This window comes from Bradyrhizobium sp. AZCC 1721, from assembly GCF_036924715.1.
Classification (GTDB): domain Bacteria; phylum Pseudomonadota; class Alphaproteobacteria; order Rhizobiales; family Xanthobacteraceae; genus Bradyrhizobium.
In genome coordinates, this window is record NZ_JAZHSB010000001.1 from 7,105,686 (window position 1) to 7,130,544 (window position 24,859).

At 63.3% G+C, this 24,859-nt stretch carries 25 protein-coding genes; 15 read left to right on the forward strand and 10 right to left on the reverse strand.

From position 1 onward, the window contains the following. Positions 1-102: 102 nt before the first annotated feature. Positions 103-639: an RNA 2',3'-cyclic phosphodiesterase gene (gene thpR, locus V1273_RS33720; protein WP_028348494.1), complete on the reverse strand. Its 537-nt coding sequence runs from the start codon at positions 637-639 to the stop codon at positions 103-105. 180 nt (positions 640-819) lie between these two features. Beyond that, positions 820-1,530 (reverse strand): arylesterase, encoded by a 711-nt coding sequence (locus V1273_RS33725; protein ID WP_442894179.1) that lies wholly within the window; start codon positions 1,528-1,530, stop codon positions 820-822. Here V1273_RS33725 and V1273_RS33730 point away from each other — a divergent pair. The 4 genes from V1273_RS33730 to V1273_RS33745 all read left to right on the forward strand — a co-directional run bounded on the left by V1273_RS33730 (position 1,529) and on the right by V1273_RS33745 (position 6,686). After that, the gene (locus V1273_RS33730; protein ID WP_334371954.1) at positions 1,529-2,242 is read left to right on the forward strand and encodes an ABC transporter ATP-binding protein; all 714 of its coding nucleotides are present in this window, start codon (positions 1,529-1,531) and stop codon (positions 2,240-2,242) included. The genes V1273_RS33725 and V1273_RS33730 overlap by 2 nt on opposite strands. Further along, complete coding sequence (locus V1273_RS33735; protein ID WP_334412115.1) at positions 2,239-4,809, forward strand: ABC transporter permease; 2,571 nt, start codon at positions 2,239-2,241, stop codon at positions 4,807-4,809. Before V1273_RS33730 ends, V1273_RS33735 begins: the two co-directional genes overlap by 4 nt. Positions 4,810-5,051: 242 nt before the next feature. Further along, positions 5,052-5,843, forward strand: coding sequence for a Bax inhibitor-1/YccA family protein (locus V1273_RS33740; protein ID WP_334365598.1), 792 nt, complete (start codon positions 5,052-5,054; stop codon positions 5,841-5,843). Between the two features lie 312 nt (positions 5,844-6,155). Then, entirely contained in the window at positions 6,156-6,686 is a 531-nt protein-coding gene (locus V1273_RS33745; protein WP_334412116.1) for a GNAT family N-acetyltransferase, read from the forward strand. Between the two features lie 111 nt (positions 6,687-6,797). Here the strand turns inward: V1273_RS33745 and V1273_RS33750 are convergent, their stop codons facing one another. Then, positions 6,798-7,169, reverse strand: coding sequence for a DUF2794 domain-containing protein (locus tag V1273_RS33750; RefSeq protein WP_334379785.1), 372 nt, complete (start codon positions 7,167-7,169; stop codon positions 6,798-6,800). A gap of 1,307 nt (positions 7,170-8,476) precedes the next feature. Here V1273_RS33750 and V1273_RS33755 point away from each other — a divergent pair. Continuing rightward, positions 8,477-8,683 (forward strand): hypothetical protein, encoded by a 207-nt coding sequence (locus tag V1273_RS33755; protein ID WP_334365601.1) that lies wholly within the window; start codon positions 8,477-8,479, stop codon positions 8,681-8,683. A 2-nt stretch (positions 8,684-8,685) separates the two neighbouring features. Beyond that, positions 8,686-9,066 carry a DUF1036 domain-containing protein gene (locus tag V1273_RS33760; protein WP_334365602.1) on the forward strand — a complete coding sequence of 127 codons (381 nt, stop codon included), beginning with the start codon at positions 8,686-8,688 and terminating at the stop codon, positions 9,064-9,066. 233 nt (positions 9,067-9,299) lie between these two features. On the opposite strand, the gene V1273_RS33765 is transcribed toward V1273_RS33760, so the two are convergent. Together V1273_RS33765 and acnA are read right to left on the reverse strand one after the other, a co-directional pair. Continuing rightward, positions 9,300-10,061: a DUF1223 domain-containing protein gene (locus V1273_RS33765; protein WP_334412117.1), complete on the reverse strand. Its 762-nt coding sequence runs from the start codon at positions 10,059-10,061 to the stop codon at positions 9,300-9,302. 158 nt (positions 10,062-10,219) lie between these two features. Next, on the reverse strand, positions 10,220-12,940 hold the full coding sequence (acnA, locus tag V1273_RS33770) for an aconitate hydratase AcnA (RefSeq protein ID WP_334379783.1): 2,721 nt from the start codon (positions 12,938-12,940) through the stop codon (positions 10,220-10,222). A gap of 225 nt (positions 12,941-13,165) precedes the next feature. Between acnA and ccmA the strand changes: the two genes are divergently transcribed. The 6 genes from ccmA to V1273_RS33800 all read left to right on the forward strand — a co-directional run bounded on the left by ccmA (position 13,166) and on the right by V1273_RS33800 (position 16,893). Next, on the forward strand, positions 13,166-13,768 hold the full coding sequence (gene ccmA, locus V1273_RS33775; RefSeq protein ID WP_334412118.1) for a heme ABC exporter ATP-binding protein CcmA: 603 nt from the start codon (positions 13,166-13,168) through the stop codon (positions 13,766-13,768). Positions 13,769-14,033: 265 nt separating this feature from the next. Next, complete coding sequence (ccmB, locus tag V1273_RS33780; RefSeq protein ID WP_334365606.1) at positions 14,034-14,702, forward strand: heme exporter protein CcmB; 669 nt, start codon at positions 14,034-14,036, stop codon at positions 14,700-14,702. 90 nt (positions 14,703-14,792) lie between these two features. Continuing rightward, positions 14,793-15,524 (forward strand): heme ABC transporter permease, encoded by a 732-nt coding sequence (locus V1273_RS33785; RefSeq protein WP_334412119.1) that lies wholly within the window; start codon positions 14,793-14,795, stop codon positions 15,522-15,524. A 1-nt stretch (position 15,525) separates the two neighbouring features. Beyond that, on the forward strand, positions 15,526-15,705 hold the full coding sequence (ccmD, locus tag V1273_RS33790) for a heme exporter protein CcmD (protein WP_334412120.1): 180 nt from the start codon (positions 15,526-15,528) through the stop codon (positions 15,703-15,705). Next, the gene (locus V1273_RS33795) at positions 15,705-16,298 is read left to right on the forward strand and encodes a DsbE family thiol:disulfide interchange protein (RefSeq protein ID WP_334412121.1); all 594 of its coding nucleotides are present in this window, start codon (positions 15,705-15,707) and stop codon (positions 16,296-16,298) included. Before ccmD ends, V1273_RS33795 begins: the two co-directional genes overlap by 1 nt. 235 nt (positions 16,299-16,533) lie before the next feature. Next, complete coding sequence (locus V1273_RS33800) at positions 16,534-16,893, forward strand: ComEA family DNA-binding protein (RefSeq protein ID WP_334365610.1); 360 nt, start codon at positions 16,534-16,536, stop codon at positions 16,891-16,893. Positions 16,894-17,025: 132 nt separating this feature from the next. On the opposite strand, the gene V1273_RS33805 is transcribed toward V1273_RS33800, so the two are convergent. Beyond that, the gene (locus V1273_RS33805; RefSeq protein ID WP_334412122.1) at positions 17,026-17,628 is read right to left on the reverse strand and encodes a septation protein A; all 603 of its coding nucleotides are present in this window, start codon (positions 17,626-17,628) and stop codon (positions 17,026-17,028) included. Then, the gene (gene ftsY, locus V1273_RS33810) at positions 17,628-18,572 is read right to left on the reverse strand and encodes a signal recognition particle-docking protein FtsY (protein WP_334412123.1); all 945 of its coding nucleotides are present in this window, start codon (positions 18,570-18,572) and stop codon (positions 17,628-17,630) included. The genes V1273_RS33805 and ftsY overlap by 1 nt, the downstream gene beginning before the upstream one ends. A gap of 199 nt (positions 18,573-18,771) precedes the next feature. On the opposite strand from ftsY, the gene V1273_RS33815 reads away from it, so the two are divergent. Beyond that, on the forward strand, positions 18,772-19,407 hold the full coding sequence (locus V1273_RS33815) for an RluA family pseudouridine synthase (RefSeq protein WP_334412316.1): 636 nt from the start codon (positions 18,772-18,774) through the stop codon (positions 19,405-19,407). 187 nt (positions 19,408-19,594) lie between these two features. Here V1273_RS33815 and mtaB read toward each other — a convergent pair whose 3' ends face one another. Then, complete coding sequence (gene mtaB / locus V1273_RS33820; protein WP_334412124.1) at positions 19,595-20,860, reverse strand: tRNA (N(6)-L-threonylcarbamoyladenosine(37)-C(2))-methylthiotransferase MtaB; 1,266 nt, start codon at positions 20,858-20,860, stop codon at positions 19,595-19,597. Between the two features lie 5 nt (positions 20,861-20,865). Next, on the reverse strand, positions 20,866-21,738 hold the full coding sequence (gene dapF, locus V1273_RS33825) for a diaminopimelate epimerase (RefSeq protein ID WP_334412125.1): 873 nt from the start codon (positions 21,736-21,738) through the stop codon (positions 20,866-20,868). A gap of 180 nt (positions 21,739-21,918) precedes the next feature. Between dapF and V1273_RS33830 the strand changes: the two genes are divergently transcribed. Together V1273_RS33830 and V1273_RS33835 are read left to right on the forward strand one after the other, a co-directional pair. Further along, a complete protein-coding gene (locus tag V1273_RS33830) occupies positions 21,919-22,629 on the forward strand; it encodes a GyrI-like domain-containing protein (protein ID WP_334412126.1) in 711 nt (236 codons plus the stop codon). A 5-nt stretch (positions 22,630-22,634) separates the two neighbouring features. Continuing rightward, positions 22,635-23,330, forward strand: a complete 696-nt coding sequence (locus tag V1273_RS33835) for an SIMPL domain-containing protein (RefSeq protein WP_334412127.1) — start codon at positions 22,635-22,637, stop codon at positions 23,328-23,330. Between the two features lie 401 nt (positions 23,331-23,731). On the opposite strand, the gene V1273_RS33840 is transcribed toward V1273_RS33835, so the two are convergent. Beyond that, positions 23,732-24,796, reverse strand: a complete 1,065-nt coding sequence (locus V1273_RS33840; RefSeq protein ID WP_334412128.1) for an MBL fold metallo-hydrolase — start codon at positions 24,794-24,796, stop codon at positions 23,732-23,734. Between the last annotated feature and the right edge of the window lie 63 nt (positions 24,797-24,859).

Genomic DNA, 24,859 nt, shown 5'->3' on the forward strand with positions numbered 1-24,859 from the left:
AGTACGCCGCGGCTCCTCGGTTCTATCGCAGGTGTCTCTAGTATACTGGATCATCCGCTTTCGCGGATGATGACAGCGGTGGACGTGACGCGCACCAAGCCCTCACGCACTCAGCGCATAGGAATCCTCGACCACATAAGGCCCGCCGCCGGTGGACGCGCGGGACGAGAACAACACGAAGCGCGAAGCCCAGAACGTGCGGCTCGGGAAATAGCCGCGCACCGAGAGATAATCGGCAACGTCCTGGCTGGAGGCGTCGTGCAGCCGCGCCAGCGTCACATGGGGAATGAATTTGCGCCCCTCCGGGTCGAGCCCGAGCCGCTGCATCAGCCGTTCGAGTTCGGCCTGCAGCTCGATCAGCGGCCGGCTCGGCTCGACGGAAGCGACCACTGCGCGCGGTTTCTTGCCGCCAAAGCTCTGCAGGCCCTGCACCTTGACCTCGAACGGCTTGCGGTTGACCCGAAACAGCATCGAGGCGATTTCATTCGCCGACATGCCGTCGATATCGCCGATGAAGCGCAAGGTGACGTGATAATTTTCGGGATCGATCCAGCGTGCGCCGGGAAGGCCGCCACGCAAATTGGAAAGGCTCTGGCCGATCTCGGCCGGAATTTCCAGTCCAGCAAACAAACGTGGCATCGCATGACTCCCGATGCTTGGGCATGACCTTAAAAAGGACCATGTCCTGTAACAGCGCCCGGTGACGAATCACCGATAGTTATTTTCTATCCGACTTATGTGACTCTGCGAAGCACGCGGGGCGAGCACTCCGCAATGCTACGGGAAAACCTTGGGGTAACCTCATTCGTTGCTGCTTTTTCAACTCCGCTGCCCGGAGATCGTGCCGATAAATGCCTCCACCATGGGCAGAATATTCTTCACGATGACATCGATGCCCTCGGCGGTCGGATGAATTCCGTCGGCCTGGTTGAGCTTGGCCTCGCTCGCAACCCCCTCCAGGAAAAATGGGTAGAGCGGCACGCCGAACGATTTGGATAGCTCCGGATAGATGGCGTTGAAGCGCGCCGCATATTCGCTGCCGTAATTGGGCGGCGCCAGCATCCCGCACAAGAGAACCGCGATCTTGCGCGCCTTCAGCCGGGTCAGGATATCGCTCAGCGCCGCGCGGGTGACGGCGGGGTCGATGCCGCGGAGCGCATCGTTGGCGCCGAGTTCGAGAATCACAGCCTCAGTTCCCTCCGGGATCGACCAGTCCAGCCGGTCGCGACCGCCGGACGTGGTATCGCCGGACACTCCGGCGTTGATCATATCGACCTTTATCCCCTTGTCGCTTAACGCTTTTTGCAGGCGGGCGGGGAACGCTGCCGGCGCAGACAGGCCGAGGCCAGCGCTCAAGGAATCACCGAGGACGACCATTTTGACCGGTTTGGCGGGTGCAGTGGCCGGGGCTTGAGTCTGGGCCAAAACCGGCCCGGCCGTCATCAAAGCCACAATCAACACGCGTATGTGCGCAAACATCCGTTTCAAGCCCTCGACCCGAGCGGTGGAAGTGCCATATGACCGAGCCATGGACAGTCTCATCGAACCCTCTTCACTGACCGGCGTCGGGCCGGACACCATTTCCATCTCCAACGTCAACCTCTCGCTCGGCACAGGCGCCGCACGCGTTCATATCCTGAAAGATATCAGCCTTCGTGTGGCATCCGGCGAGGCGATCGGCCTGATCGGGCCGTCAGGTTCGGGCAAATCGACCTTGCTGATGGTGATGGCGGGGTTGGAACGTCCTGACAGCGGAGAGGTGGTGGTCAACGGCACGCCGTTCAATGCCCTCGACGAGGACGCCCTCGCCCGCTTCCGCGGCCGCCAGGTCGGCATCGTGTTCCAGTCGTTTCATCTGATCCCGACCATGACGGCGCTGGAAAACGTGGCCGTGCCGCTGGAGCTTGCCGGTAGCCCCGACGCGGCGGAGCGCGCGGCGAAGGAATTGGCGTCGGTCGGCCTCGGCGAGCGCCTGCATCATTACCCGACCCAATTGTCCGGTGGCGAACAGCAGCGCGTGGCGCTGGCTCGCGCCCTGGCACCCGATCCCGCCATTCTCGTCGCGGACGAGCCGACGGGCAATCTCGATGAAACCACCGGCAAGCAGATCGTCGACATGCTCTTCACCAAACATGCCGAGCGCGGCATGACGCTGGTGCTGGTGACGCACGACAGCTCGCTGGCGCAGCGCTGCGACCGCGTGGTGCGGCTGCGCTCAGGCCGGATCGACGGGCACTCATGACCGCGATTTCCGAGCCGGTCTACAAGAGCCGCGCATCCTCGCTGGCGCCGCGTTACGCGCTTCGCGAATTGCGCGGCGGCTTGCGCGGCTTCTACGTCTTCATCGCCTGCATCGCGCTCGGCGTCATGGCAATTGCCGGCGTCGGCTCGGTGGCGGCAAGCCTTAGCGAAGGTCTGACCCGCGAGGGCCGAACATTGCTCGGCGGCGACGTCGCATTCTCGCTGATCCAGCGTGAGGCCAAGCCGGAGGAACTCGCTTTCCTGCGCGCGCGCGGCCAGGTGTCGGTCGCGGCCGCGCTGCGGGTGATGGCCCGCGCCAGCGACGGCAAGCTGGCGCTGGTCGAGCTCAAGGCGGTCGACGGCAACTATCCGATGCTCGGACAGTTGACGCTTGATCCCCAAATGCCGACGTCGGATCTGCTGGCTGAACGCGATGGCGCGTTCGGCGCGGCGGTCGATTCCACCCTGCTGGCGCGGCTCGATCTCAAGCTCGGCGACCGCATCGGCATCGGCAATGCCACGGTCCAGATTCGCAGCGTGGTTGGCGCCGAGCCGGACAAGCTCGCCGGCAATGTCGGCCTGGGCCCGCGCGTACTGGTCAGCGAGCAGAGCCTGCGCGCCAGCGGATTGCTGCAGCCGGGTAGCCTGGTGCGCTGGATGTACCGGGTTAAATTGCCGGACAATGCGGCCGACGAACGCGCCGCCGCCCAATTGGTCAACAGCGCCCGGAGCGCCTTGCCGGAAGCCGGCTGGTGGATCCGCAGCCGCGACAATGCCTCGCCGCAGCTCGAACGCACCATCAACCGCTTCACCCAATTCCTGACGCTGGTTGGCCTCGCGGCCCTTCTGGTCGGCGGCGTCGGCGTCGCTAATGCCGTCAAGAGCCATATCGATCGCCGACGCGACGTCATCGCCTCGTTCAAGGCGCTTGGCGCCACCGGGCGCGACGTCTTCACCATCTACCTGACGCAGGTGATCGTGCTCGCCGGGATCGGCTCGATGATCGGGCTTGCCGCCGGCGCGGCCTTGCCGTTTGTCATCGTCGGCCTGTTCGGCAAGCTGCTGCCGCTGCCGGTGATCCCTGCCCTGCACGCCGACGAACTGGCGCTGTCGTTCCTCTACGGCCTGCTCACCGCGCTCGCCTTCGGGCTGTGGCCGCTCGGCCGGGTCCATGATGTCCCGGTCGCGGCATTGTTCCGCGAAGAGGTCGCCCGCGAATGGCACCGTCCGCGCTGGAGCTATCTCGCGCTGATGGCCGTGGTGATCGTGCTCCTGGTCGCGGTCGCGATCGGGCTGGCCTATGACAAGCGGGTCGCCGCCGTGTTCGTCGTCGCTTCGGTTGCGGTGTTTGCACTGTTGCGCGGCGTCGCTGCCGGCCTGATGGCGCTGGCGCGGCGCCTGCCGCGGTCCAGCATCACCATGCTGCGGCTGGCGATCGCCAATATCTACCGGCCCGGCGCGCTGACGCCGTCGGTTGTGATGTCGCTCGGGCTGGGGCTCGCGGTCCTCGTCACCATTACCCAGATCGACGGCAACCTGCGCCGGCAGTTCCTGGCCGCGCTGCCGGAGCGGGCGCCCTCATTCTACTTCATCGACATTCCGACCGCCGACGCCGACCGCTTCGGCGCCTTCCTCAAGCAGATCGCGCCGCAATCTACCGTCGACGACGTGCCGATGCTGCGCGGGCGCATCGTTGCCGCCCGCGGCGTCAGGGCGGACGAACTCAAACCCTCGCAGGATACCGAATGGGTGCTGCAGAGTGACCGCGGCCTGACCTATACCGGCGAAGTTCCAAAAGGCTCGAAGGTGGTCGAAGGCGAATGGTGGAGCGCGGACTACAAGGGGCCGCCGCTGGTCTCGCTGGAGAAGAAGATCGCCGACGGGCTGAAGCTCAAGATCGGCGACGAGATCGTCGTCAACGTGCTCGGCCGCGACATCGCGGCCAAAATCGGCAATCTGCGCAACGTCGACTGGCAGGGGCTCGGCATCAATTTCGTGCTGGTGTTCTCACCCAACGCCTTCAGGGGCGCGCCGCACAGCCATGTCGCGACCCTATCGGAGCTCCACCCCGACCCGGCAGGCGACGCCCGAATCATCAAGCAGGTGGCGGACGCCTTTCCGATGGTGACCAGCGTTCGGGTCCGCGAGGCGCTCGATACCGTCGGCACCGTCGTCACCAACCTCGTGCTCGCCATCCGCGGCGCCAGTGCAGTGACGCTGATCTCGGCGATCCTGGTGCTCGGCGGCGCGCTCGCCGCAGGCCATCGCCACCGGGTCTATGACGCGGTCATCCTGAAGACGCTCGGCGCAACCCGGGCGCGCCTGCTCGGGGCCTATGCGCTCGAGTATCTCATGATCGGCCTCGCGACGGCCATATTCGGCGTGATCGCGGGCTCGATCGCGGCATGGCTGATCGTGACCAGGCTGATGACGCTCAGCTTCATCTGGCAGGCCGGCAGCGCGGCCGGGGTGGTCGCAGCCGCCCTGATCGTCACGGTGGGGCTGGGGCTCGCCGGAACGTTGTTGGCCCTGAACCAAAAGCCGGCCAGCGTGTTACGGAATTTGTGACAATTTGTAGCGGCGGAAGGCAGGGGTTAATACTGCTTTTACCCGGAAATCGTCGCGAGAAGCGACATTCAGCCGCGCGTGGAAGCTTGCATCGAATGTGCTAGTTTCCCACATACCAGCCAAGATCAGTGGCCGGGTTGATGACGTAAGATTAACGTCGGCAGATCGGGACATCTGAGATAGAAATCTAACCGGCGCCGCAAACCCTTGCGCTCCGCCGGGCAACCAACGGGAATTCGACCATGTCGGACCTAGACCGTAACTACGCTTCTCCTTTCGGCCGGGCTGCCGGACGCGTTGACGCTGCGGCCGTCGATGCCGGTCTGCGCGCCTACATGCTGCGCATCTACAACTACATGAGCATCGGCCTGGCGATCACCGGCCTTGCGGCGCTCGGCGTCTACATGGCCGCGGTGACCACCGACCAGGCCGGCGCCGTCGCCAGGTTCGGCAACGCCTACCTGACGCAGTTCGGCTACGCGATGTATGTCAGCCCGCTGAAGTGGCTGTTCATCCTCGCGCCGCTGGCGATGGTGTTCGCGATCTCGGCGGGCATCAACCGGCTGCGGCCCGCGACCGCCCAGATGCTGTTCTGGGTGTTCTCGGCGCTGATGGGCATTTCGCTGTCGTCGATCTTCCTGGTGTATACGCACACCTCGATCGTTCGGGTGTTCTTCATCACCGCGGCGACCTTCGGTGCGCTCAGCCTTTATGGCTACACCACCAAGCGTGACATGAGCGGCATGGGGTCGTTCCTGTTCATGGGTCTGATCGGCGTCATCATCGCGAGCCTGGTAAACCTGTTCCTGGCGAGTTCGATGCTGCAGTTCATCGTCTCGGTGGTCGGCGTGCTGGTGTTCGCGGGCCTCACCGCCTGGGATACCCAGCGGCTGAAGAACGAGTACATCTACGGCTACGCTTCGGGAGGCGCTGACGTTGAAGAGCGTGCGGCGATTACCGGCGCACTGTCGCTCTACCTGAACTTCATCAACCTGTTCACGCTGCTCCTGCAGCTCCTCGGCCAGCGCGACTAAGCGCCGCCGATCAGGTTCAAGGGTTAAAGCCCCGGCCTCGCGGCCGGGGCTTTTGTTTTGCTCAGTCACCGTCAGTCCCGGCTTGCCGCCTTCACTAAAGCTTCGGCGACCGGGTGCGCTTGGGCCCGGCGAAGCCTTGGCGGAGAAGCCTCGGCGGAGACGGGACCCGGGCATCCACGCCCTGCGCCGTGGCGACAAAGACGTGGATGGCCGGGCATAGGCGAGCGGAAGCGACGCCGTCCTTCAGACGGCTATGCCCGGCCATGACGGAAAGAGCGTTGATCCAGATTTGTCGCCTGATATCCTTTCCCCATGTCCGCTGCCGAAATCCGGCCCGCCACCGAGGCCGACCTCCCCGCCATCACCGAGATCTACGAGCACGCGGTGCGCTACGGCACCGCCACGTTCGAACTCATCCCGCCCGACCTCGCCGAGATGACCCGGCGATTCAGGGCGCTGTCGGATGGCGGCTTTCCCTATTTGGTCGCCGCCGTCGAAGGCCAGGCGATCGGATACGCCTATGCCGGCCCCTACCGGCCACGGCCGGCCTATCGCTTCACGGTGGAGAATTCGGTCTATTTGAAGCCGGCCACGCACCGGCGCGGTATCGGCCTGCAACTGATGCAGCGGCTGATCGCCGAATGCGAGGCGCGCGGCTACCGGCAGATGATCGCGGTCATCGGCGACTCCGCCAACGCCGGCTCGATCGGCGTTCACACCAAATGCGGCTTCCAGATGATCGGGACGCATCCCAGCGTCGGCCTCAAGTTCGGCCGCTGGCTGGACACGGTCATGATGCAGCGCGCGCTCGGCGAAGGCAGCACGACGGTCCCCGCCTCGTAGTCTGGCCACGCGTGCACCTCTTTGGCGGTACACCGCAGGGCCCAGACTCAAAATCGCGAAAACAACCCCATGCAAAGTAGAATGGGCCCCGGCTCGCAGCAGCCCGGCCGATTAAACCACCGCCAGCTTGCGGTCGATCACCAGCAGCACGCGCTCGAGTTCGTGGCCGCGGCGCAGGATCAGTCCGGTCGCCGAGATCACGCTGTACATGCCCTGCTTGCGCGCGAGCCGCGGATCTTTCTCGATGCGATAGATCGGAACTTCGGAAGCGCGGCGGAATACGGAGAACACCGCGCGGTCTTTCAGAAAGTCGATGGCATAGTCGCGCCACTCGCCGTCGGCGACCATGCGCCCATACAGATTGAGGATACGGTTGAGTTCGAGACGATTGAACGTGACGCGATTCGGCGGCGTGCTCGCAGTGGCGACGCGCGCCACTGCGCGGCTATCGCTTGGATCGGTGTCCTCCGATATCAGGGTCATGGAGCGCCTCCTGTCATCCAATTTACATGATCGCGCTAACCGCGGGGCGCCGCAAGGGGGTGCAAATACGAAGGAAACTGCGGCGGATGGCCCGATATCGCTGGAAATATCGATTCACGGGATCGTTAGCGGAATCTTATTGCTGCCCTACTTCCGCCAACCGTCCGCCCCGCTAGATTGCGAAAAGAAAATCCTGCGTTGGCCCGGTCCTTTCGGTTCCGGATTCCTCAGCCCCCAGCCCCCCGGGGCCGTCGGGATCGGGCCTGTTCGCAGAGGGAGTTAATCCCGATACTGGGCCAACGAAAGTTGGTCCTTTTTCGTTTGGGGGACTGTTCTCGCAGATGTTACGCGCGGCCCTGACTTCGCCGATTATGCGACGCTGATTCAAGGTGGGAGAAAAAGTTAGGCCGCGTAGTCCGGAGCTAACTAATGTAATAACAATAGCTGCAGCGAAGGTTGCAGGCGCGAATGGCCTTGATCACCACCAAGTTGATCATGATGATGCCTCCTCCGCTCGCGGACGGACACCTTCGAAGCCATAGTAAAAGGCAAATGCTGGCGGGCGACAACCCACAGGTTAGGACCATGGGCCCCTCAACCCCGGCTTGGAACTCGCTAAAGCCGCTTTGCTTGACCGCGCCGCTGTTACAAATCAATCAGGCGCGACTGGTGCTCCGACCTATCCTTCTGCGATCTTGTGGTTACGGCGGAGTCGATTTAAGCAAACCGTAAGGTCAATTGCCGCCGATCAGGCCCATCATGGCGCTCGACAGAATCTGAGAGCGAGGAGGGCAGTTCGCGCATCTGCAGATCGCACCGGCGGCGTAATTCTCTGGCGACATCTTCGGGCCACCGCTCGGCAGTATTGAAGGCAATGACGTCAAGGGATTGCTGTATTGGCCGCTCATCAGATCCTGAATGACCGTTCGAGATCGGTGGCTTCGTAGTCGGCTTCCCGCAAAGCCCGTCCCAGTCGGCCGGAATAATCTGCCATCAGGTAGATTGTTTCGTCAAACTCATGGGGCAATCGATGGCGTCCAGTTGGACCTACGCATTTCGAAACTCCACGCCACTCACAATGCCGCCTCAACTCGCCAGTGCCAAATCGTTCCCGCAAATCCGGCTCGCTATGCGTAAGTGAGCTCCGCGTCAGTCACGCTTCCGCGAAAGGTCTATTTGATTGACGACCTCGTTGATTTGACACACATTAAAGTTGTGCATTAGCTCGCTCGGGTTCGGGGCGCAGCCCGGAATTCTTCTCTCGATTGATCACTCGCCTCCGTTCCCATTTTAAGAGGAGAGATGTGATGGCAAGGACGACAAGAGAAAGTGATGCTGGAAACGAAGCTTTCGGAATCAGCAAAAACGTCGCACAGCACAAGCCAGGCGTGGATGTCGCGGCCGAAGTGAAAGACGAAGGCGCCGGCAACGATCGGTTCCAACGCAGCGAAAAAAAGGATATTCCGCGCGGCACACTTGCAGAACGCATCGCCAAGTCCACAAAGGGACGCTGACGATGGGAACCGGCCATTCTCAAGTGACCTTCACCAACTCGTATGGGAAAAAGTTGTTCGTCGCTTACATGCGGCGCGATTTTGCCTGCCAGGACCAGTGCGGCGGCATCTGGGACGTTCTCGGCTGGATCAATCTAGATCCGGGCGAGACGGAGACCCGCGCGAACCCGACTAGTAATCGGTGGTATTATTACTACGCGGAAGCCGTGGACGGGGCGGTATGGAACGGTCCATACGTGGCCGAAGTCACGCAATCAAAATTCGAGAAATGCACGTGTCTTGGCGTTGTTATCGTCAACGGACCATCTACTAACCCCTACCACGACGTGGGTTTCCGAGAACTCGACAATAAAACCTATTCTGGCGTGAATTTTGTTCCCTAGCGATGGTTGAGCGGGTCGACCCCACCAACGCGGCACTCTTTCGGGGAAACACTTTTCGGGGAATACGGCCCGACTGTCTCTGAGGAGTCAGAGTGAGCAGCCAGAAGTGATAATCGGCCTCGGCGGGCACGCCGGCGCGCCGCCCGATGGATATGGACGTCGTGGAAGAAGAACTATCATGGAAGTCCGGCCGCACGTCCGCGCCGCGCTTGCCGCAGGCTTGGCAGACATAACTAGCGCAGCGCCGTCATGGCGGCGCCGAGCATCGCGCCCGGCTTCTCGCGACTGCCGTCCTGGACGTAGACGACCGCGGCGTCCACGCCGTCGCGGGAAATATTCTCAAGCGGAATGGTCCAGTTTCCCGAACCTCCGTTCCAGTCGCCAACCTTCACGAGGTTGCGCACCACGTTGTAGTAGGTGATCTGCTGGCCGCGATTCTCGCCGCGCCCGATCGAGATCGGCACCGCCTTCGAGACCGAGCAGATCCAGACTTCGCCCCGGCCCGCCGTCGGCACCTTGCTCGCCTCTATCGAGACATTGAGCAGCTTGCCCGACAACGTCATCTTAACCGGCACAGACATCACGCCTTCAGTCTTGCTGGTATTCTTGATGGCGCCTTCGATGGCGGCGCGATCGCTGCCGATCACCTGCGCCGAGCCGTTGACGATCATCTGCGGCGTGTAGAGGTTACGATCGCCACGCACATGCGAATAGGCCTTCTGGCGCGCGCTGAAACGCGAGTCCGCCAGCGTGTCCTTCCAGCCAAGATAGTCCCAGTAGTCGATCGGCATGCTCAGCGCGATGATGGACGGGTCCTTGGCGAGTTCGCCGACGATCTGGTCGGCCGGCGGACACGACGAACAGCCTTGCGAGGTGAACAATTCGACCACGGTGCGCGGATCGGCATGAGCCGGACGGATGATGGCGATGATCGCGCAGACGCCGAGCGCACCGGACCATCGCGATATGCAGTTGTAGGCCATCATCGCTGTCATCGTGCGAACCAGGCGTAGCGTTTTCCATCCGTAATTGTACGGGGCATGATTTATTATCCCAAAGGTGTGCCCCAGACGCACGAAAGCGGCCCTGTCATAGGCCGCCTTCTCCTTGCTCGCTACTCACTTCGAAGTGAGGCACCGATCACAAATCCGCGTTAAGCTGCGAGTTTGCGCAGCACGTAATGCAGAATGCCGCCGTTTCGGTAATACTCCAGCTCATCGAGGGTATCGATGCGGCAGAGCAGCGGCACGCGCTGCAGCGAACCGTCGCCGGACACGATCTCGGCCGTCAGGGTCTGGCGCGGCTTCAAATCACCCTGGAGCCCGCGAATCGTCACCGTCTCGTCGCCCTTGAGGCCGAGCGATGTCCACGACGTGCCGTCTTCGAAGGTCAGCGGCAACACGCCCATGCCGACCAGGTTGGAGCGATGGATGCGCTCGAAGCTCTGGCAGATCACGGCGCGGACGCCGAGCAGACGGGTGCCCTTCGCCGCCCAGTCGCGCGAGGAGCCGTTGCCGTATTCGGCGCCCGCGAACACCACCAGCGGCACGCTTTCCTGCTGATACTTCATCGCCGCGTCGTAGATCGACATCTGCTCGCCGTCGGGCCAATGCTTGGTTAGTCCGCCCTCCGGAATATTGCCGTCAGCGCCCTTCAGCATGAAGTTCTTGATGCGGATGTTGGCGAAGGTGCCGCGCATCATGATCTCGTGGTTGCCACGCCGCGTGCCGTACTGGTTGAAGTCGGCGGGGCGCACCTGGTGCTCGCTGAGGAATTTTCCAGCCGGCGAAGTCAGCTTGATCGAGCCGGCCGGCGAGATGTGGTCGGTGGTGATCTTGTCGCCGAACATCGCCAGGATCCGCGCGTCGACCACGTCTGAGATCGGATCGGGCTGCTTCTTCATGCCTTCGAAATAGGGCGGATTCTGCACATAGGTCGAGCTCATGTTCCAGCGATAGGTCTCGCTCTCGACCGTCTTGATCTTGCGCCAGTTGGTGTCGCCCTTGAACACATCGGCGTAGCGCTTCTTGAAGATCGTGGCTGTCACGAACTTCTTCATGAAAGCATTGATCTCCTTCGTGGTCGGCCAGATGTCCTTCAGATACACCGGCTTGCCGTCCTTGCCGGTGCCGATCGGCTCGACCGCAAGGTCCTTGGTCACCGTGCCCGCCAGCGCATAGGCGACGACCAGCGGCGGTGACGCCAGATAGTTCGCCTGCACATCCGGGCTGACGCGGCCCTCAAAATTGCGGTTACCGGACAGCACGGCTGCGGCAACGATGCCGTGGTCGTTGATCGACTTCGAAATGTCCTCCGGCAGCGGACCCGAATTGCCGATGCAGGTGGTGCAGCCGAAGCCGACGAGGTTGAAGCCGACCTTGTCGAGATCCTTCTGCAGGCCGGAATTGGCCAGATATTCCGCAACCACCTGGCTGCCGGGAGCGAGCGAGGTCTTCACCCACGGCTTGGCCGTCAGCCCCTTGGCGGCGGCGTTGCGCGCCAGCAGGCCCGCGCCGATCAGCACGCTCGGGTTGGAGGTGTTGGTGCAGGAAGTGATCGCGGCGATCACCACGTCGCCATGGCCGAGATCGAAATCCCGGCCCTCGACCGGATAGCGGCTCGCAGCCGCGTCGGGCTTCTTGTACTCGCTGGTGAGCGCGGTCGCGAAGCCAGTGGAAACCGCCGGCAGCGCAACACGGCCTTCGGGGCGTTTCGGGCCCGCCATCGACGGCACGACATCCTTGAGGTCGAGCGTCAGGGTTTCCGTGAACACCGGATCGGTTGACTTCGCCGTGCGGAACAGGCCCTGCGCCTTGGCGTAGGCCGCCACCAGCGCGACGCGGTCGGCCTTGCGGCCCGAGGTCTTGAGATAATCGATGGTCGCGGCATCGACCGGGAAGAAGCCGCAGGTGGCGCCATATTCCGGCGCCATATTGCCGATCGTCGCCTTGTCCGCCACCGAGAGATAGTCGAGGCCGGGGCCGAAGAACTCGACGAATTTGCCGACCACGCCCTGCTTGCGCAGCATCTGCGTCACCGTCAGCACGAGGTCGGTTGCGGTGACGCCTTCCTTGAGCTGACCCTTGAGTTTGAAGCCGACGACTTCCGGCAGCAGCATCGACAGCGGCTGGCCGAGCATGCAGGCTTCCGCCTCGATGCCGCCGACGCCCCAGCCGAGCACGGCAAGGCCGTTGACCATGGTGGTGTGCGAATCGGTACCAACCAGCGAATCCGGGTAGGCGACCTCGAAGGTGCCGGTCTTCTTGCCGACCGTCATCTTCTCCTTCTTGGTCCACACCGTCTGCGCGAGATATTCGAGATTGACCTGGTGGCAGATGCCGGTGCCGGGCGGCACGACGGAGAAATTCGAGAACGCCTTCTGGCCCCACTTCAGGAATTCGTAGCGTTCCTGGTTCTGCTTGTATTCCTCGACGACGTTCTTGCCGAACGCCTTGTTGTCACCGAAGAAGTTGACGATGACCGAGTGGTCGATGACGAGATCGACCGGCACCAGCGGGTTGATCTTCTCGGCATCGCCGCCGAGCGCCTGCATCGCGTTACGCATCGCGGCGAGATCGACCACCGCCGGCACGCCGGTGAAATCCTGCATCAACACGCGCGCCGGGCGGAACGCGACCTCGTGCTCGAGCTTGCGCTTCCGGAGCCACTTCGAAACTGCGACGATGTCAGCCTTCTTGACCGTGCGGTCGTCCTCGTTGCGCAGCAGGTTTTCGAGCAGCACCTTCATCGAATAAGGCAGCTTGGAAATTCCCTTCAGACCGTTCTTCTCGGCGGCGGGCAGGCTGTAATAAACATAGGTCTTGCCGCCGACCTTGAGGGTCTTGCGGCATTTGAAGCTGTCGAGCGAGGTCATGTCAGAGAATCCCAAATTCTAGTTATACCCGGCAAGGGTATTTGAACACCGTCAGCGGAAGGCTGGCTTCTTGGCTTGCAGCCGCCGATTGAGTGCTGCATCAAGTTCCGGGCTTATAGAATCTTTCTAGAAGCGCCGCCACAGCGACAAACGTGCTGCAGCAATGCGGTACCCACAAATTCTGACGCGGTACCCATCAATTTCAGAGGGCTGTGACGAAGCAAAATGCGGCTCTCGGGGCGCCAAATCAGTTGTGTCAGAGGCGGCCGAGAGGTGTTCTCGGGCCTCGATTTCGAGGCCGCTTCCGGCGAAGTGCTGGCCGTGGTCGGCCCGAACGGCTCGGGCAAGACCTCGTTGCTGCGGCTGATCGCGGGTCTCCTGGTGCCGGGGGGCGGATCGATCGGCCTGGAAGGCGGCGAAGCCGAGCTGACCTTGCCGGAGCAATCCCACTATCTGGGCCACCGCGATGCATTGAAGCCTGCGCTGAGCGTTGCGGAAAACCTGTCGTTCTGGCGGGATTTTCTGGGTGGGGCGACCGACGACGTCAGAGAGTGCCTCACCGCTGTGGGGCTCAGCCACGCCACCTATCTGCCGGCGGCCTTTCTCTCGGCCGGCCAGCGGCGGCGGCTGTCGATCGCGCGGTTGCTGGTGCTGCGACGGCCGGTCTGGCTATTGGACGAGCCGACCTCGGCGCTCGATACCGCCGGACAGGCACTATTCGTGGGCGTCATGCGCGAGCATCTGGCCAGCGGCGGCATCATTGTTGCGGCGACACATACTCCGCTCGGCATTGAGGCGCGGGAACTGCGGATGGGGGGCGGGAAGTGATGATGCAGCGCTTCGCGAATGTGGGCGGTTCGAAGCCGCGTGCAGCAGCTCTGTCCGTTCCCTCCCCCCTTGCGGGGGAGGGACAGGGAGAGGGGTGCCACACGACGTGCTCTCTCGACCTGGCTTCTCGCGACGCCCGCACCTCTCAAACACCTTTTACGGGGCCACCCCTCTCCCCAGCCCTCCCCGGCAAGGGGGGAGGGAGCGCACCGTCTTCGCGGCAATCGCCACGGGCTCCAGGCACCCATTCGAAGCTGCGCCCCGCATGACCGCCCTCGCCGCACTGATTCGCCGGGACATCAAAATCGCGCTCCGCGTCGGCGGCGGCGCGCTGATCGGCGTGCTGTTCTTCCTCACCGTCACAGTGCTGATGCCGTTTGCCATCGGGCCCGATCTGCCACTGTTGGCCCGGCTCGGCCCCGCCATCCTCTGGCTCGGCGCGCTGTTGGCCAGCCTGCTCACGCTCGACCGGCTGTTCACGGCCGATCATGAGGACGGCTCGCTCGACCTGATCGTGATGGGCCGGACACCGTTGGAACTCGCGTGTGCCGCGAAAGCGCTGGCGCATTGGCTCGCGGCCGGCGTGCCGCTGATCGCGGCGACGCCCGTGCTCGGGCTGTTGCTCAACCTCGACGCCGCGGCGACCTCGGCGGTGGCGCTGACCCTGCTGGTGGGGACGCCGGCGCTGACGTTCACGGGCATGATCGGCGCGGCGCTCGCCGTGACATTGCACCGCGGAGGCCTGTTGCTCGCGGTGCTGGTGCTGCCGCTGTCGATCCCGGTGCTGATCTTCGGCGTTGCGGCGTCACAGGCGGCCATTACCGGCCCGCTGTCGTTTGGAACTCCTTTTTCGATCCTTTGCGCGCTCTCGCTGGTTAGTTTCGTGGTCGGACCGTTTGCCGCTGCGGCCAGCCTGCGGCACGGTCTGGACTGAACATGTTGACACCGATCAACTCTGGCGGAGGGGATGTGAAACAAACCATGCCGCATTGCCTGCCCCGCCGCTGACGACTATCAGGATGCCATGACGCTGATCGACCTCGCCAATCCCTCGAAATTTCTCGCGCTGACGGCGCGCGTGCTGCCATGGCTGGCAGGTGCGACCGCGATTCTGCTGCTGGTGGGCCTCTATCAGGCGGCGGTGGCCCCCGACGATTACCAGCAGGGCGCCACCGTGAAGATCATGTTCATCCACGTGCCGAACGCGTGGCTTTCGATGTTCGTCTGGGGCGTCATGAGCATTGCCGCGCTGGGCACGCTGGTATGGCGGCATCCGCTCGCCGACGTCGCGGCCAAGGCCGCCGCGCCGATCGGAGCGGCGTTTACGTTTCTGGCGCTGGTCACGGGTTCACTGTGGGGGCGGCCGATGTGGGGCACCTATTGGGAATGGGACGCGCGACTCACATCGGTGCTGATCCTGTTCCTGATGTATCTCGGCCTGATGGCGCTATGGCGCGCGGTGGAGGACCCGTCGCGGGCGGCACGGGCCGCCGCTGTGCTGACGCTGGTCGGCGCGATCAACCTGCCGATCATCAAGTTCTCGGTCGACTGGTGGAACACGCTGCATCAACCGGCATCGGTGCTGCGAATGGGCGGACCTTCGCTCGACAAGGCGTTCCTGATTCCATTGCTCGTGATGGCGGTCGGTTTCTCGCTGCTGTTCATGACGCTGCACCTGGCGGCGATGCGCAACGAGATCCTGCGCCGCCGCGTGCGCAGCTTGCAGATGATGCAAGCCAGCCAGCAGGCGGCATGACGTGGCGTCGCTCGGACCCTATGCCTCGTTTATCGTGACCTCCTACGCGCTGGTCGCGGCGATTGTGCTGATCCTGATCGGCTGGATCGCGCTCGACTATCGTCATCAGAAGGAGCGCCTGCGCGAACTCGAGGCCTCTGGCGTGACCCGGCGCTCCGGCCGCCAGGCGACGGAGATTTGATGAGCGCGCCTGCAACATCCGATCAACCGCGCAGCCGGCGCTGGCTGGTGGCGCTGCCGCTGATCGGCTTTCTGGTGGTCGCCGGACTGTTCCTGCTGCGGCTTTACGGCGGCGATCCCTCAAAAATCCCTTCCGCCCTGATCGGCCGGCCGGCGCCGCAAACCACACTGCCGGCGCTGGAGGGTCTCGTCCATAACGGGACGCCCGTGCCCGGCCTCGACCCCGCGGTGTTCAAGGGCAAGGTCTCCGTCGTCAATGTCTGGGCCTCCTGGTGCGTGCCCTGCCATGACGAGGCGCCGCTGTTGACCGCGCTGGCGAAGGACACACGGCTGCAGATCGTCGGCATCAACTACAAGGATTCCCCTGATAACGCCCGCCGCTTCCTCGGCCGCTACGGCAATCCGTTCACCGCCGTCGGCGCCGACAGCAACGGCCGCGGCTCGATCGAATGGGGCGTCTATGGCGTGCCCGAAACCTTCGTGGTCGGGCGCGACGGCACTATCCGCTACAAGCTGGTCGGGCCGGTAACGCCAGCCAATCTCGATAGCGTGCTGAAGGTCGAAATCGAGAAGGCGCTGAAGGCGGGATCGTAATCACTCTTGTCATTCCGGGGCGCATCGCAGATGCGAACTATGGGGCGCCCTAGCGCCCTGAGAATCTCGAGATTTCGGATTCATCGCTGCGCGATGCTCCGGAATGACGAACGAGAAACCGACTCCAAATATTCTTCCGCTTTTATCTATCGTTCATTTCGCGGCCATGGCGCCGCCATGAATTCGCAGCTAGCTTTGGCGCGTTACTTGAACCGTCCTTGGGAGGGACACCCATATGCGTCATTTCACCCTCGCTTCTCTTCTCGCCACCGCGCTCACGCTGGGCATGCTGACGGCGACGCCGTCGATGGCCCAGACCGCGCAGCCCCCGGCCAAGTCCGACAGCAAGATGGCTCCCGCGCCAAAGGCCTCGGAGTCGAAGATGGCACCGGCGCCGAAGGCCGAACTGCTGGACATCAATTCCGCGACCGCTGAGCAGCTCGATGCGCTGCCGGGCGTCGGGAAGGCCTATTCGGAGAAGATCATCAAGGGCCGCCCGTACAAGGGCAAAGACGATCTCGTGCACAAGAGCATCGTCCCGCAGGCGACCTACGACAAGATCAAGGACAAGATCATCGCCAAGCAGAAGAGCTGATCTCGTGCCCCGGACGCGGCGCAGCGCGGTAGCGGTGCGCTGCAGAGCCGGGGCCCACGCTCGAGCGGAGATATGGGTCCCGGCTCTGCGGTGCATCGTAAAGAACGCTGCACCGCGTCCGGGACACGCTACCTAGCCCTTGCTCACATCCCCGGCTTCCGCTTCGCTGACCTCCAGCGAAGCCGGTTCCAGATGATAGCGCTTGATCAGCGGCATCTGTGTTACGGCAAACAGCATCGTCAGCGGCACCATGCCGAAGACCTTGAAGGCAACCCAGAAGTCGGTGCTCTGCGTGCGCCAGATGATCTCGTTCAGCACCGCCATCGCGAAGAACCACAGCGCCCAGCGCGCGGTCAGGATGCGCCAGCCGTGCGGGGTGAGATTGAACATCTGGTCGAACATGATCGCGATGAAGGAGCGGCCGAACAGCAAGCCGCCACCGAGAATGGCGGCGAACAGCGTGTAGACGATCGTCGGCTTCATCTTGATGAAGGTCTCGTCATGCAGGATCAGCGTCAGCGCGCCGAACACCACGACGACGACCGCAGTGACGATCGCCATCATGGGCACATGCCGTGTCACCATGTAAGACGCGATCATCGCAGCCACTACCGCCACCATGAACACGCCGGTGGCGACGAACAAGTTGGACTTGGCATTGGCGACGAAGAAGATGAGCAAGGGACCGAGTTCGGTCGCAAGCTTGAACAGCGGATGCGGTACTTTCTTGTCCATTACTCGATTCCTGCAATCGCGTTCGCAAAGTCCCGCGCGGTGAAAGGCGCCAGATCATCGATGCCTTCGCCGACGCCGATGAAGTGCACCGGAAGTTTGAATTTCTCCGCGAGCGCCACCAGAATGCCGCCGCGCGCGGTGCCGTCGAGCTTCGTCATCACAAGCCCGGTGACGCCAGCGGTACGATGAAACGCTTCGACCTGCGACAGCGCATTTTGTCCCACCGTCGCATCGAGCACGAGCAGGACTGCATGCGGCGCCGACGCGTCGACCTTCTTGATGACGCGAACGACCTTTTCCAGCTCGTTCATCAGCTCGGCCTTGTTCTGCAACCGCCCCGCCGTATCGACCAGCAGCACATCGAGCTTCTGTTCCTTCGCCGCGCTCAGCGCGTTGAACGCGAGGCTCGCTGAATCAGAGCCCTGCGCACCCGCAACGACCGGCGATTTGGTGCGCTCGCCCCACACCTTGAGCTGTTCGATTGCGGCGGCACGAAACGTATCGCCCGCCGCCAGCATCACCTTGCGGCCCTCGGCGCTCAGTTTCGCGGCAAGCTTGCCGATGGTGGTGGTCTTGCCGGAGCCGTTGACGCCGACCACGAGGATGACGAACGGCTTTTGCGCCGCGTCGATCTCCAGCGGCTTCGCCACCGGCGCCAACACCTTCTCGACCTCAGTCGCGACAACCGTCTTCACTTCGTCGGCGGAAATCGCCTTGTCATAGCGGCCGGCGCCGACGGCATCCGCGATCCGCACCGCAACCGCGGTGCCGAGATCGGCGCGCAGCAGCACATCCTCGATATCGTCGAGCATGGCGCGGTCGAGCTTGCGCTTGGTGACGAGGTCGGCGACGGCCGACCCAAGCGAACTCGAAGTCCGCTTCAGGCCGCTCGAAAGCCGCCGCCACCAGCTCAGTTTGGGGGTTCCAGGAGTGGTATCGCTCATGTCGGGGACGTGTTAGCGGTTTCGCGCCATGAGCGGAAGTCACAACAAATCCTTTGCTGTTCCCGGGCCATCTCTTGATGTGCCCGGGCCATCCCTTGATGTGCCCGGGGCGGCCTTTGATGTTCCCAGGACATCAATTGACGTCCAGGGATTAACGGCGGACGAAATCCTGGCCCGCGTGCTCCATCGCGACGGGCTGATGCTGGTCATCGACAAACCGGCCGGCCTGCCGGTGCATCGCGGCCCCAAGGGCGGCGCCAATCTGGAGGCATCGTTCGATGCCTTGCGATTCGGCCTGCCGCGCCCGCCGGTGCTGGCCCACCGGCTCGACAAGGACACCTCAGGCTGTCTCGTGTTGGGACGACACCGCAAGGCCACCGCCTCGCTCGGCCTCTTGTTCAAGCACGGCAAGGTCGGAAAGACCTATTGGGCCGTGGTCGAAGGCGGACCTGCCGAAGATGAAGGCACCATCGACTTGCCGCTCGGACGGCTGAACGCCGAGCGCGGCTGGTGGCAGAAGCCGGACCCGGAGGGCCAGAAGGCCGTCACCACCTGGAAAGTGCTCGGCCGCGGCGACGGCCTTGCCTGGCTGGCGCTGGAACCGGTGACTGGCCGCACCCACCAATTGCGCGTGCACACCTCAGCGATGGGCTGGCCGATTGTCGGCGACAATATTTACGGCAATGGTCCGCGCTTCGGCGAACCGATCCTGCATCTGCATTCCCGTGAGATCGTGGTTCCGATTTCGAAGAACAAGGAGCCGGTGCGCGTGGTGGCGCCGGCACCGGCGCATATGCGCGAGCGGTTGCGGAAGTGTGGGTGGAACGGGGAGTAGCGGTTCGTGCCGAGCACGCGCCCCAACTACCGCTGTCGTCATACGCCAACGGGTCGCGCGCATGCGCGCCCGAGATGACAGGTTCCAGCGGATGATCCAGTATTCCAGAGACATCTGTGATGAACTGAGAAGCCGCGGCGTACTGGGTCGCCCGGTCAAGCCGGGCGACGACAGCAGAATTGGCGGCTCACACCGATAGCCGCGCACCATCGTGGCACTTGATCACGAGCGGCATCACGGCACCCGGCTTTTCGCCTGATATCGCAACCGGCAGAAAATGCTCGGTGCGCCCCTGTTTGTCGCTTTCGATCAAGACCTGACGCGTGGCGCCGACCTCTGCCGACAGCCGCCGCTGCAATGCGGCCTCGCCCATCGCGCGCAACCGCTTTGCCCGCGCCTTGATCACCTCACCCGCCACCTGCGGCATCCGTGCGGCCGGCGTACCCGGGCGCTTGGAATAGGGAAACACGTGCAGGAAGGTGAGATCGCATGCCTCCACCAAGTCCAGCGAGCGCGCGAACATTTCTTCCGTCTCGGTCGGGAAGCCCGCGATGATATCGGCGCCGAGCGTCATGTCCGGACGCAGCCGCCGCACCTGCGCGCAGAATTCGATCGCATCCTGCCGCAAATGCCGCCGCTTCATCCGCTTCAAAATGAGGTCGTCGCCGGATTGGAGCGATAGGTGCAGATGCGGCATCAGCCGCTTATCCTCGGCAATGGCGTCGAGCAGATCGCGGTCGGCCTCGATGGAATCGATCGACGAAATCCGCAGGCGCTTCAACTCCGGCACGTGGCGCAAAATCTGTTTTGTCAGTTGCCCGAGCTTCGGCGCCCCCGGCAGATCGGCGCCGTAGCTCGTCAGATCGACACCGGTCAGCACGATCTCGGCATGGCCGCGCTCGGCGAGCGCCCGCACCTGATCCACAACCGCCCCCATCGGCACCGAGCGCGAATTGCCGCGCCCATAGGGGATGATGCAGAAGGTGCAGCGATGGTCGCAGCCGTTCTGCACCTGCACGAAGACGCGCGGCAGGCCGGCCTTGAACCCGTCAAGCAGATGCGGCGCCATCTCCTTGACCGCCATGATGTCGGCGACCGCGATCTTTTCGGTTGTCGCGACGCCAAAGCCCAGGTCGAACGCCGCGCGCGCATCGCGCCAGGCATCGCCCCGCATCTTGTCGTCATTGCCGACGACGCGATCGACCTCGGCCATTTCGGCAAACATTTCCGCTTGCGTCTGCGCCGCGCAGCCGGTGACGACGATGCGTACATCCGGCCGTTCGCGCTTCAGCCGGCGGATCGATTGCCGCGCCTGCGCCACGGCCTCATTGGTGACCGCGCAGCTATTGATGACGACGGTATCGCAAAGTCCGGCGCGTTCCGCCTCGCGGGCGATCACCTCGGATTCGAAGGCGTTGAGGCGGCAGCCAAACGTGAGGACGTCGACGCTCATGGCGCTCAGGCGACGTTGGCGAACAGCGCGGGATCGAAGCGGCCTTCATATTCGAAATCGGCCGTCCCCGTCATCAGCACGTGGTCGTCGCGCTCGCGCCATTCGATCGCAAGCTTGCCACCGGGAAGCGTGACCTCGACCGAGCGATTGACGCGCTTCAGCCGGGCGGCGGCGACCGCGGTCGCGCAAGCGGCCGAGCCGCAGGCCTTGGTCAAGCCGACGCCACGCTCCCAGGTGCGGATCGTGATGTGATCGCGATCGACGATATGGGCGAGCGTGATGTTGGCGCGCTCCGGAAAGATCGGGTGATTTTCCAATAGCGGCCCGAAGCGCTCGAGATCATGGGCGTTGACGTCGTCGACCCAGAAGATCGCATGCGGATTGCCCATCGAGACCACCGACGGCGAATGCAGCACCGGCGCATCGATCGGCCCGACCTGCAATTCGATGTAGCGGGTGTCGCGAAATTCTTCCGCCAGCGGAATGTCCTGCCAGCCGAACTTCGGCGCCCCCATGTCGACGGTGTAGAGGTCGGGCGCCGGTCCCTGCCAGCAATTCAAGAGCCCGGCACGGGTCTCGAAGGTCACGGCGGTTTGGCCGGTCTTCTCGAACAGGCGGCGCACCACGCAACGCATGCCGTTGCCGCAGGCGCCGGCCTCCGAGCCGTCACTGTTGTAGATGCGGATGAAGGCCTCGGTGCCCGGCAGCCGCGGCGGCTGCAATACCATCAACTGGTCATAGGGCACGCCCGCGGGCGAAGCGACCGCACGCGCCTCTTCGGCCGTCACGGCTGCCTTGGAATCGCGCAGGTCGACCACGACGATTTCGTTGCCGATGCCGTTCATTTTGGCAAATGCGTGGTTGGCCAGCGCGCTCATGGAATTTCCCAATTTATGCCTGCCTTATATGGCGAATGGTGGCGCGTTGACCAGTGCAAGGGCCTATGACGCATCTGTCATGGGACGAAAACGGCCCTCGCGTGTTAGGAATACGCCCATCCTGGCGGGCGCGGACCCGGGACATGCCGCCGCCAGGTGGGGTGGATGGAGAATACCTGAATGAACCGTATCAGCACTTTCCGTGCGGCCGTGGCCGCGCTCGCCATGGTTGCGCTTGGCGGGGCCGCACTGGCGCAGTCGCCGGCGCCCGCAGCCCCTCCGGCCACAAACCCGGCGGCGACGCCCAGCCCGGCACCATCGGCGGTGCCGGTCCCGCCGCCGGCCGAAACCAAGTCTCCGGCGGACGTCCCAACCGCAGAGAAAGCCCCGACGCCCGTACCCCCGCCGCCCGCCGCCAGCGTCCAGAACGCCGACCCCTTCGGCGAGGAGTTCACGCTGGAGCCCAAGAAAGTCTTGGTGATGAAGGGCACCGCCAACTGGGATGCGGCGTTCGACACCCTGATCGATTCGTTCAAGGCGCTGACCGCGTTGCTCGACAAGCAGGGCATCAAGGCCACGGGCAATTCGATGATCGTCTACACCTCGACCGACGATACCGGTTTTACGTATCTGGCACAGATTCCGGTCGACCAGGACGTCAAGAACCTGACCAAGGACATCAGCATGGGCAAGTCGCCCGAGGGCAAGGCGCTGAAGTTCGTCCATCGCGGCTCCTACGACAACATGGACAACACCTATGAGGCGATCACCAACCACCTGGACGACAAGAAACTGGAAGCCAAAGACACCTTCATCGAGGAATACATCACCGACCCCCTGAAGACGGCAGAGGACAAGCTGGTGATCAACGTCTATGTGCCGCTGAGGTGATCGGGATGAAACACCCGCTTGCCCTTGCCGTCGTTGCCGCTACGTGGCTCGCCGCGCCGGCATTGGCGCAGACGGTGCCGCCGCCCGCGATCTCCGTGACCGGCGAGGCGAACGTATCGGTGGCGCCTGACCAGGCCCAGATCGACGGCGGCGTGACGTCGGACGCCAAGACCGCGCGCGAGGCGTCGGACGCCAACAACGCGGCGATGGGCAAGGTGCTGCTGGCGCTGAAAGGCGCCGGCGTCGAAGAGAAGGACTACCAGACCTCGCGGTTGTCGCTGCAGCCGCAATTTGCGCCAAATCGCGCCGGCCCCTCGCCCATCGTCGGCTATCGCGCCAGCAACCGTGTCACGGTAAAGATCCGCGACGTGACCAAAGTTGCGAACGTGATCGACGTGCTGGTCGCCGCCGGCGCCAATGACATCGGCGGCATCCACTTCAGCGTGACGCAGGCATCCAAATATCTCGACGAGGCCCGCGAGAAGGCGGTCGCGGACGCCCGCCGCAAGGCCGAGATTTACGCCAAGACTGCCGGCGTGACGCTCGGCGAACCCATCAGCATTACCGAGGAAGGTGCACCCGTGCCGCTACATCGCGGCAAGATGGCAGCCCCCATGGCCACCGGCGCACCGGTGGCGCAAGGCGAGGAGACGCTCTCGGTGACGGTGCTCGTGTCCTGGGCGATCAAGGGAAAAGAATAGTAATTCCCGCCGTCCCTGCGAAAATTGCTGTCGTCCCTGCGAACGCAGGGACCCATAACCACAGGAAGATGTGGTTATGCTGAGCTGTGGCTCCAGCCTTTTTCAAAACCAGCAACGGTGGCTATGGGTCCCTGCGTTCGCACTAGTGGATGCACACATGTTGCAGTGCGATTCAGGCTTCATATGCAATTTTAGAATCGAAGATGCGAGCTCATCGAAATTTTGGAATCGAGGCTGGCGTTTTCGCGCAAGATCGGAATCCAGCGCTTCGGTGGGGTGGAGAGCGCGCGCAGCAAAACTACGTCGCAACACTTGAGAAGTGCAAAAACCCTTGGCTTTTCATGAGTATTTGCGGCGCAACAAGTGTGCATGCCCTAGTGCGTTCGCAGGGACGACAAGAGTTAGATCTCCACCACCTGCCCCGGCTTCAGCGCGCAGAACCGCTCCGGCGGAATCTTCGCTTCCTTCAGCGCATCGGCCAATGCATTGACCGGCGCGTCGATCGCCTCATCGGTGAGCTGGAACGTGCCGTGATGATGCGCCAGCGCTTCCTTAGCGCCGCAATCGGCCAGCGCCTTCACCGCATCATCTGGATTCATGTGCTGATCCTTCATGAACCAGCGCGGCTCATAGGCACCGATCGGTAGTATCGCCAGCCGCAGCGGGCCGTGCTGCTCGGCCACGCGGCGGAAATGCTTGCCGTCGCCATAGCCGGAATCGCAGACGATGTAGAGTTTGCCGGCCGGCGTCTCCAGCACAAAACTCGCCCACAGCGCCTTGTTGCGGTCGAACAGGCCGCGCGCCGACCAGTGCCGCGTCGGCACCAGCGTCACAGCGATGCCATTGCCGAGCTCCACCCGATCCTGCCAGTCGAACGCCTCGGCTTTGATCGATGCGTCCGCATCGCGCATGGTGACGTCGTTACCGAGCGGCGTGATCACGCGCGGCGAAAACTTTTCGGCGAGTTTTGACAGCGTCGCGATATCGAGATGGTCGTAATGGCCGTGTGAGACCAGCACCACGTCGATCTTGGGCAGCGCGTCGAATGCAATGCCGGGATCATTGTGCCGGTGCGGCCCGGCCCATGAAAGCGGCGAAGCCCGCGGCGACCACACGGGATCGACGAGAATATTGAGATCCCGCGTCTGGATCAGCCAGGAGACATGGCCGACAAAGGATAGCCGCACCTTGTCGCCGGAAACGCGCGGCGGCGGCGTATCGCTCTGCGCATTCGGCACCCAATCCGGCCAGCTCGCGCGCTTGCGGTCGGTGCCGAACTGCCAGCGCAGCACCTCCGCCAATGATTTTGGCGGCACGCCGTCGGGATCGAAGAAGCGCATGCCGTCGAAATGATCGGAGACAGGACCCTCATAGGTTTTCATATTGCTGATCCAGACAGACGGCACGCCGATGGCCGTGGCGGCTCCGGCGAGCACTGCAAAGACGCGGCGGCGAGTAATGGACATCACGACAGGCGGGACAGAACAAGAGACATGGGGCCTTATATGGCGTGTGCGGGTTCAACTTGG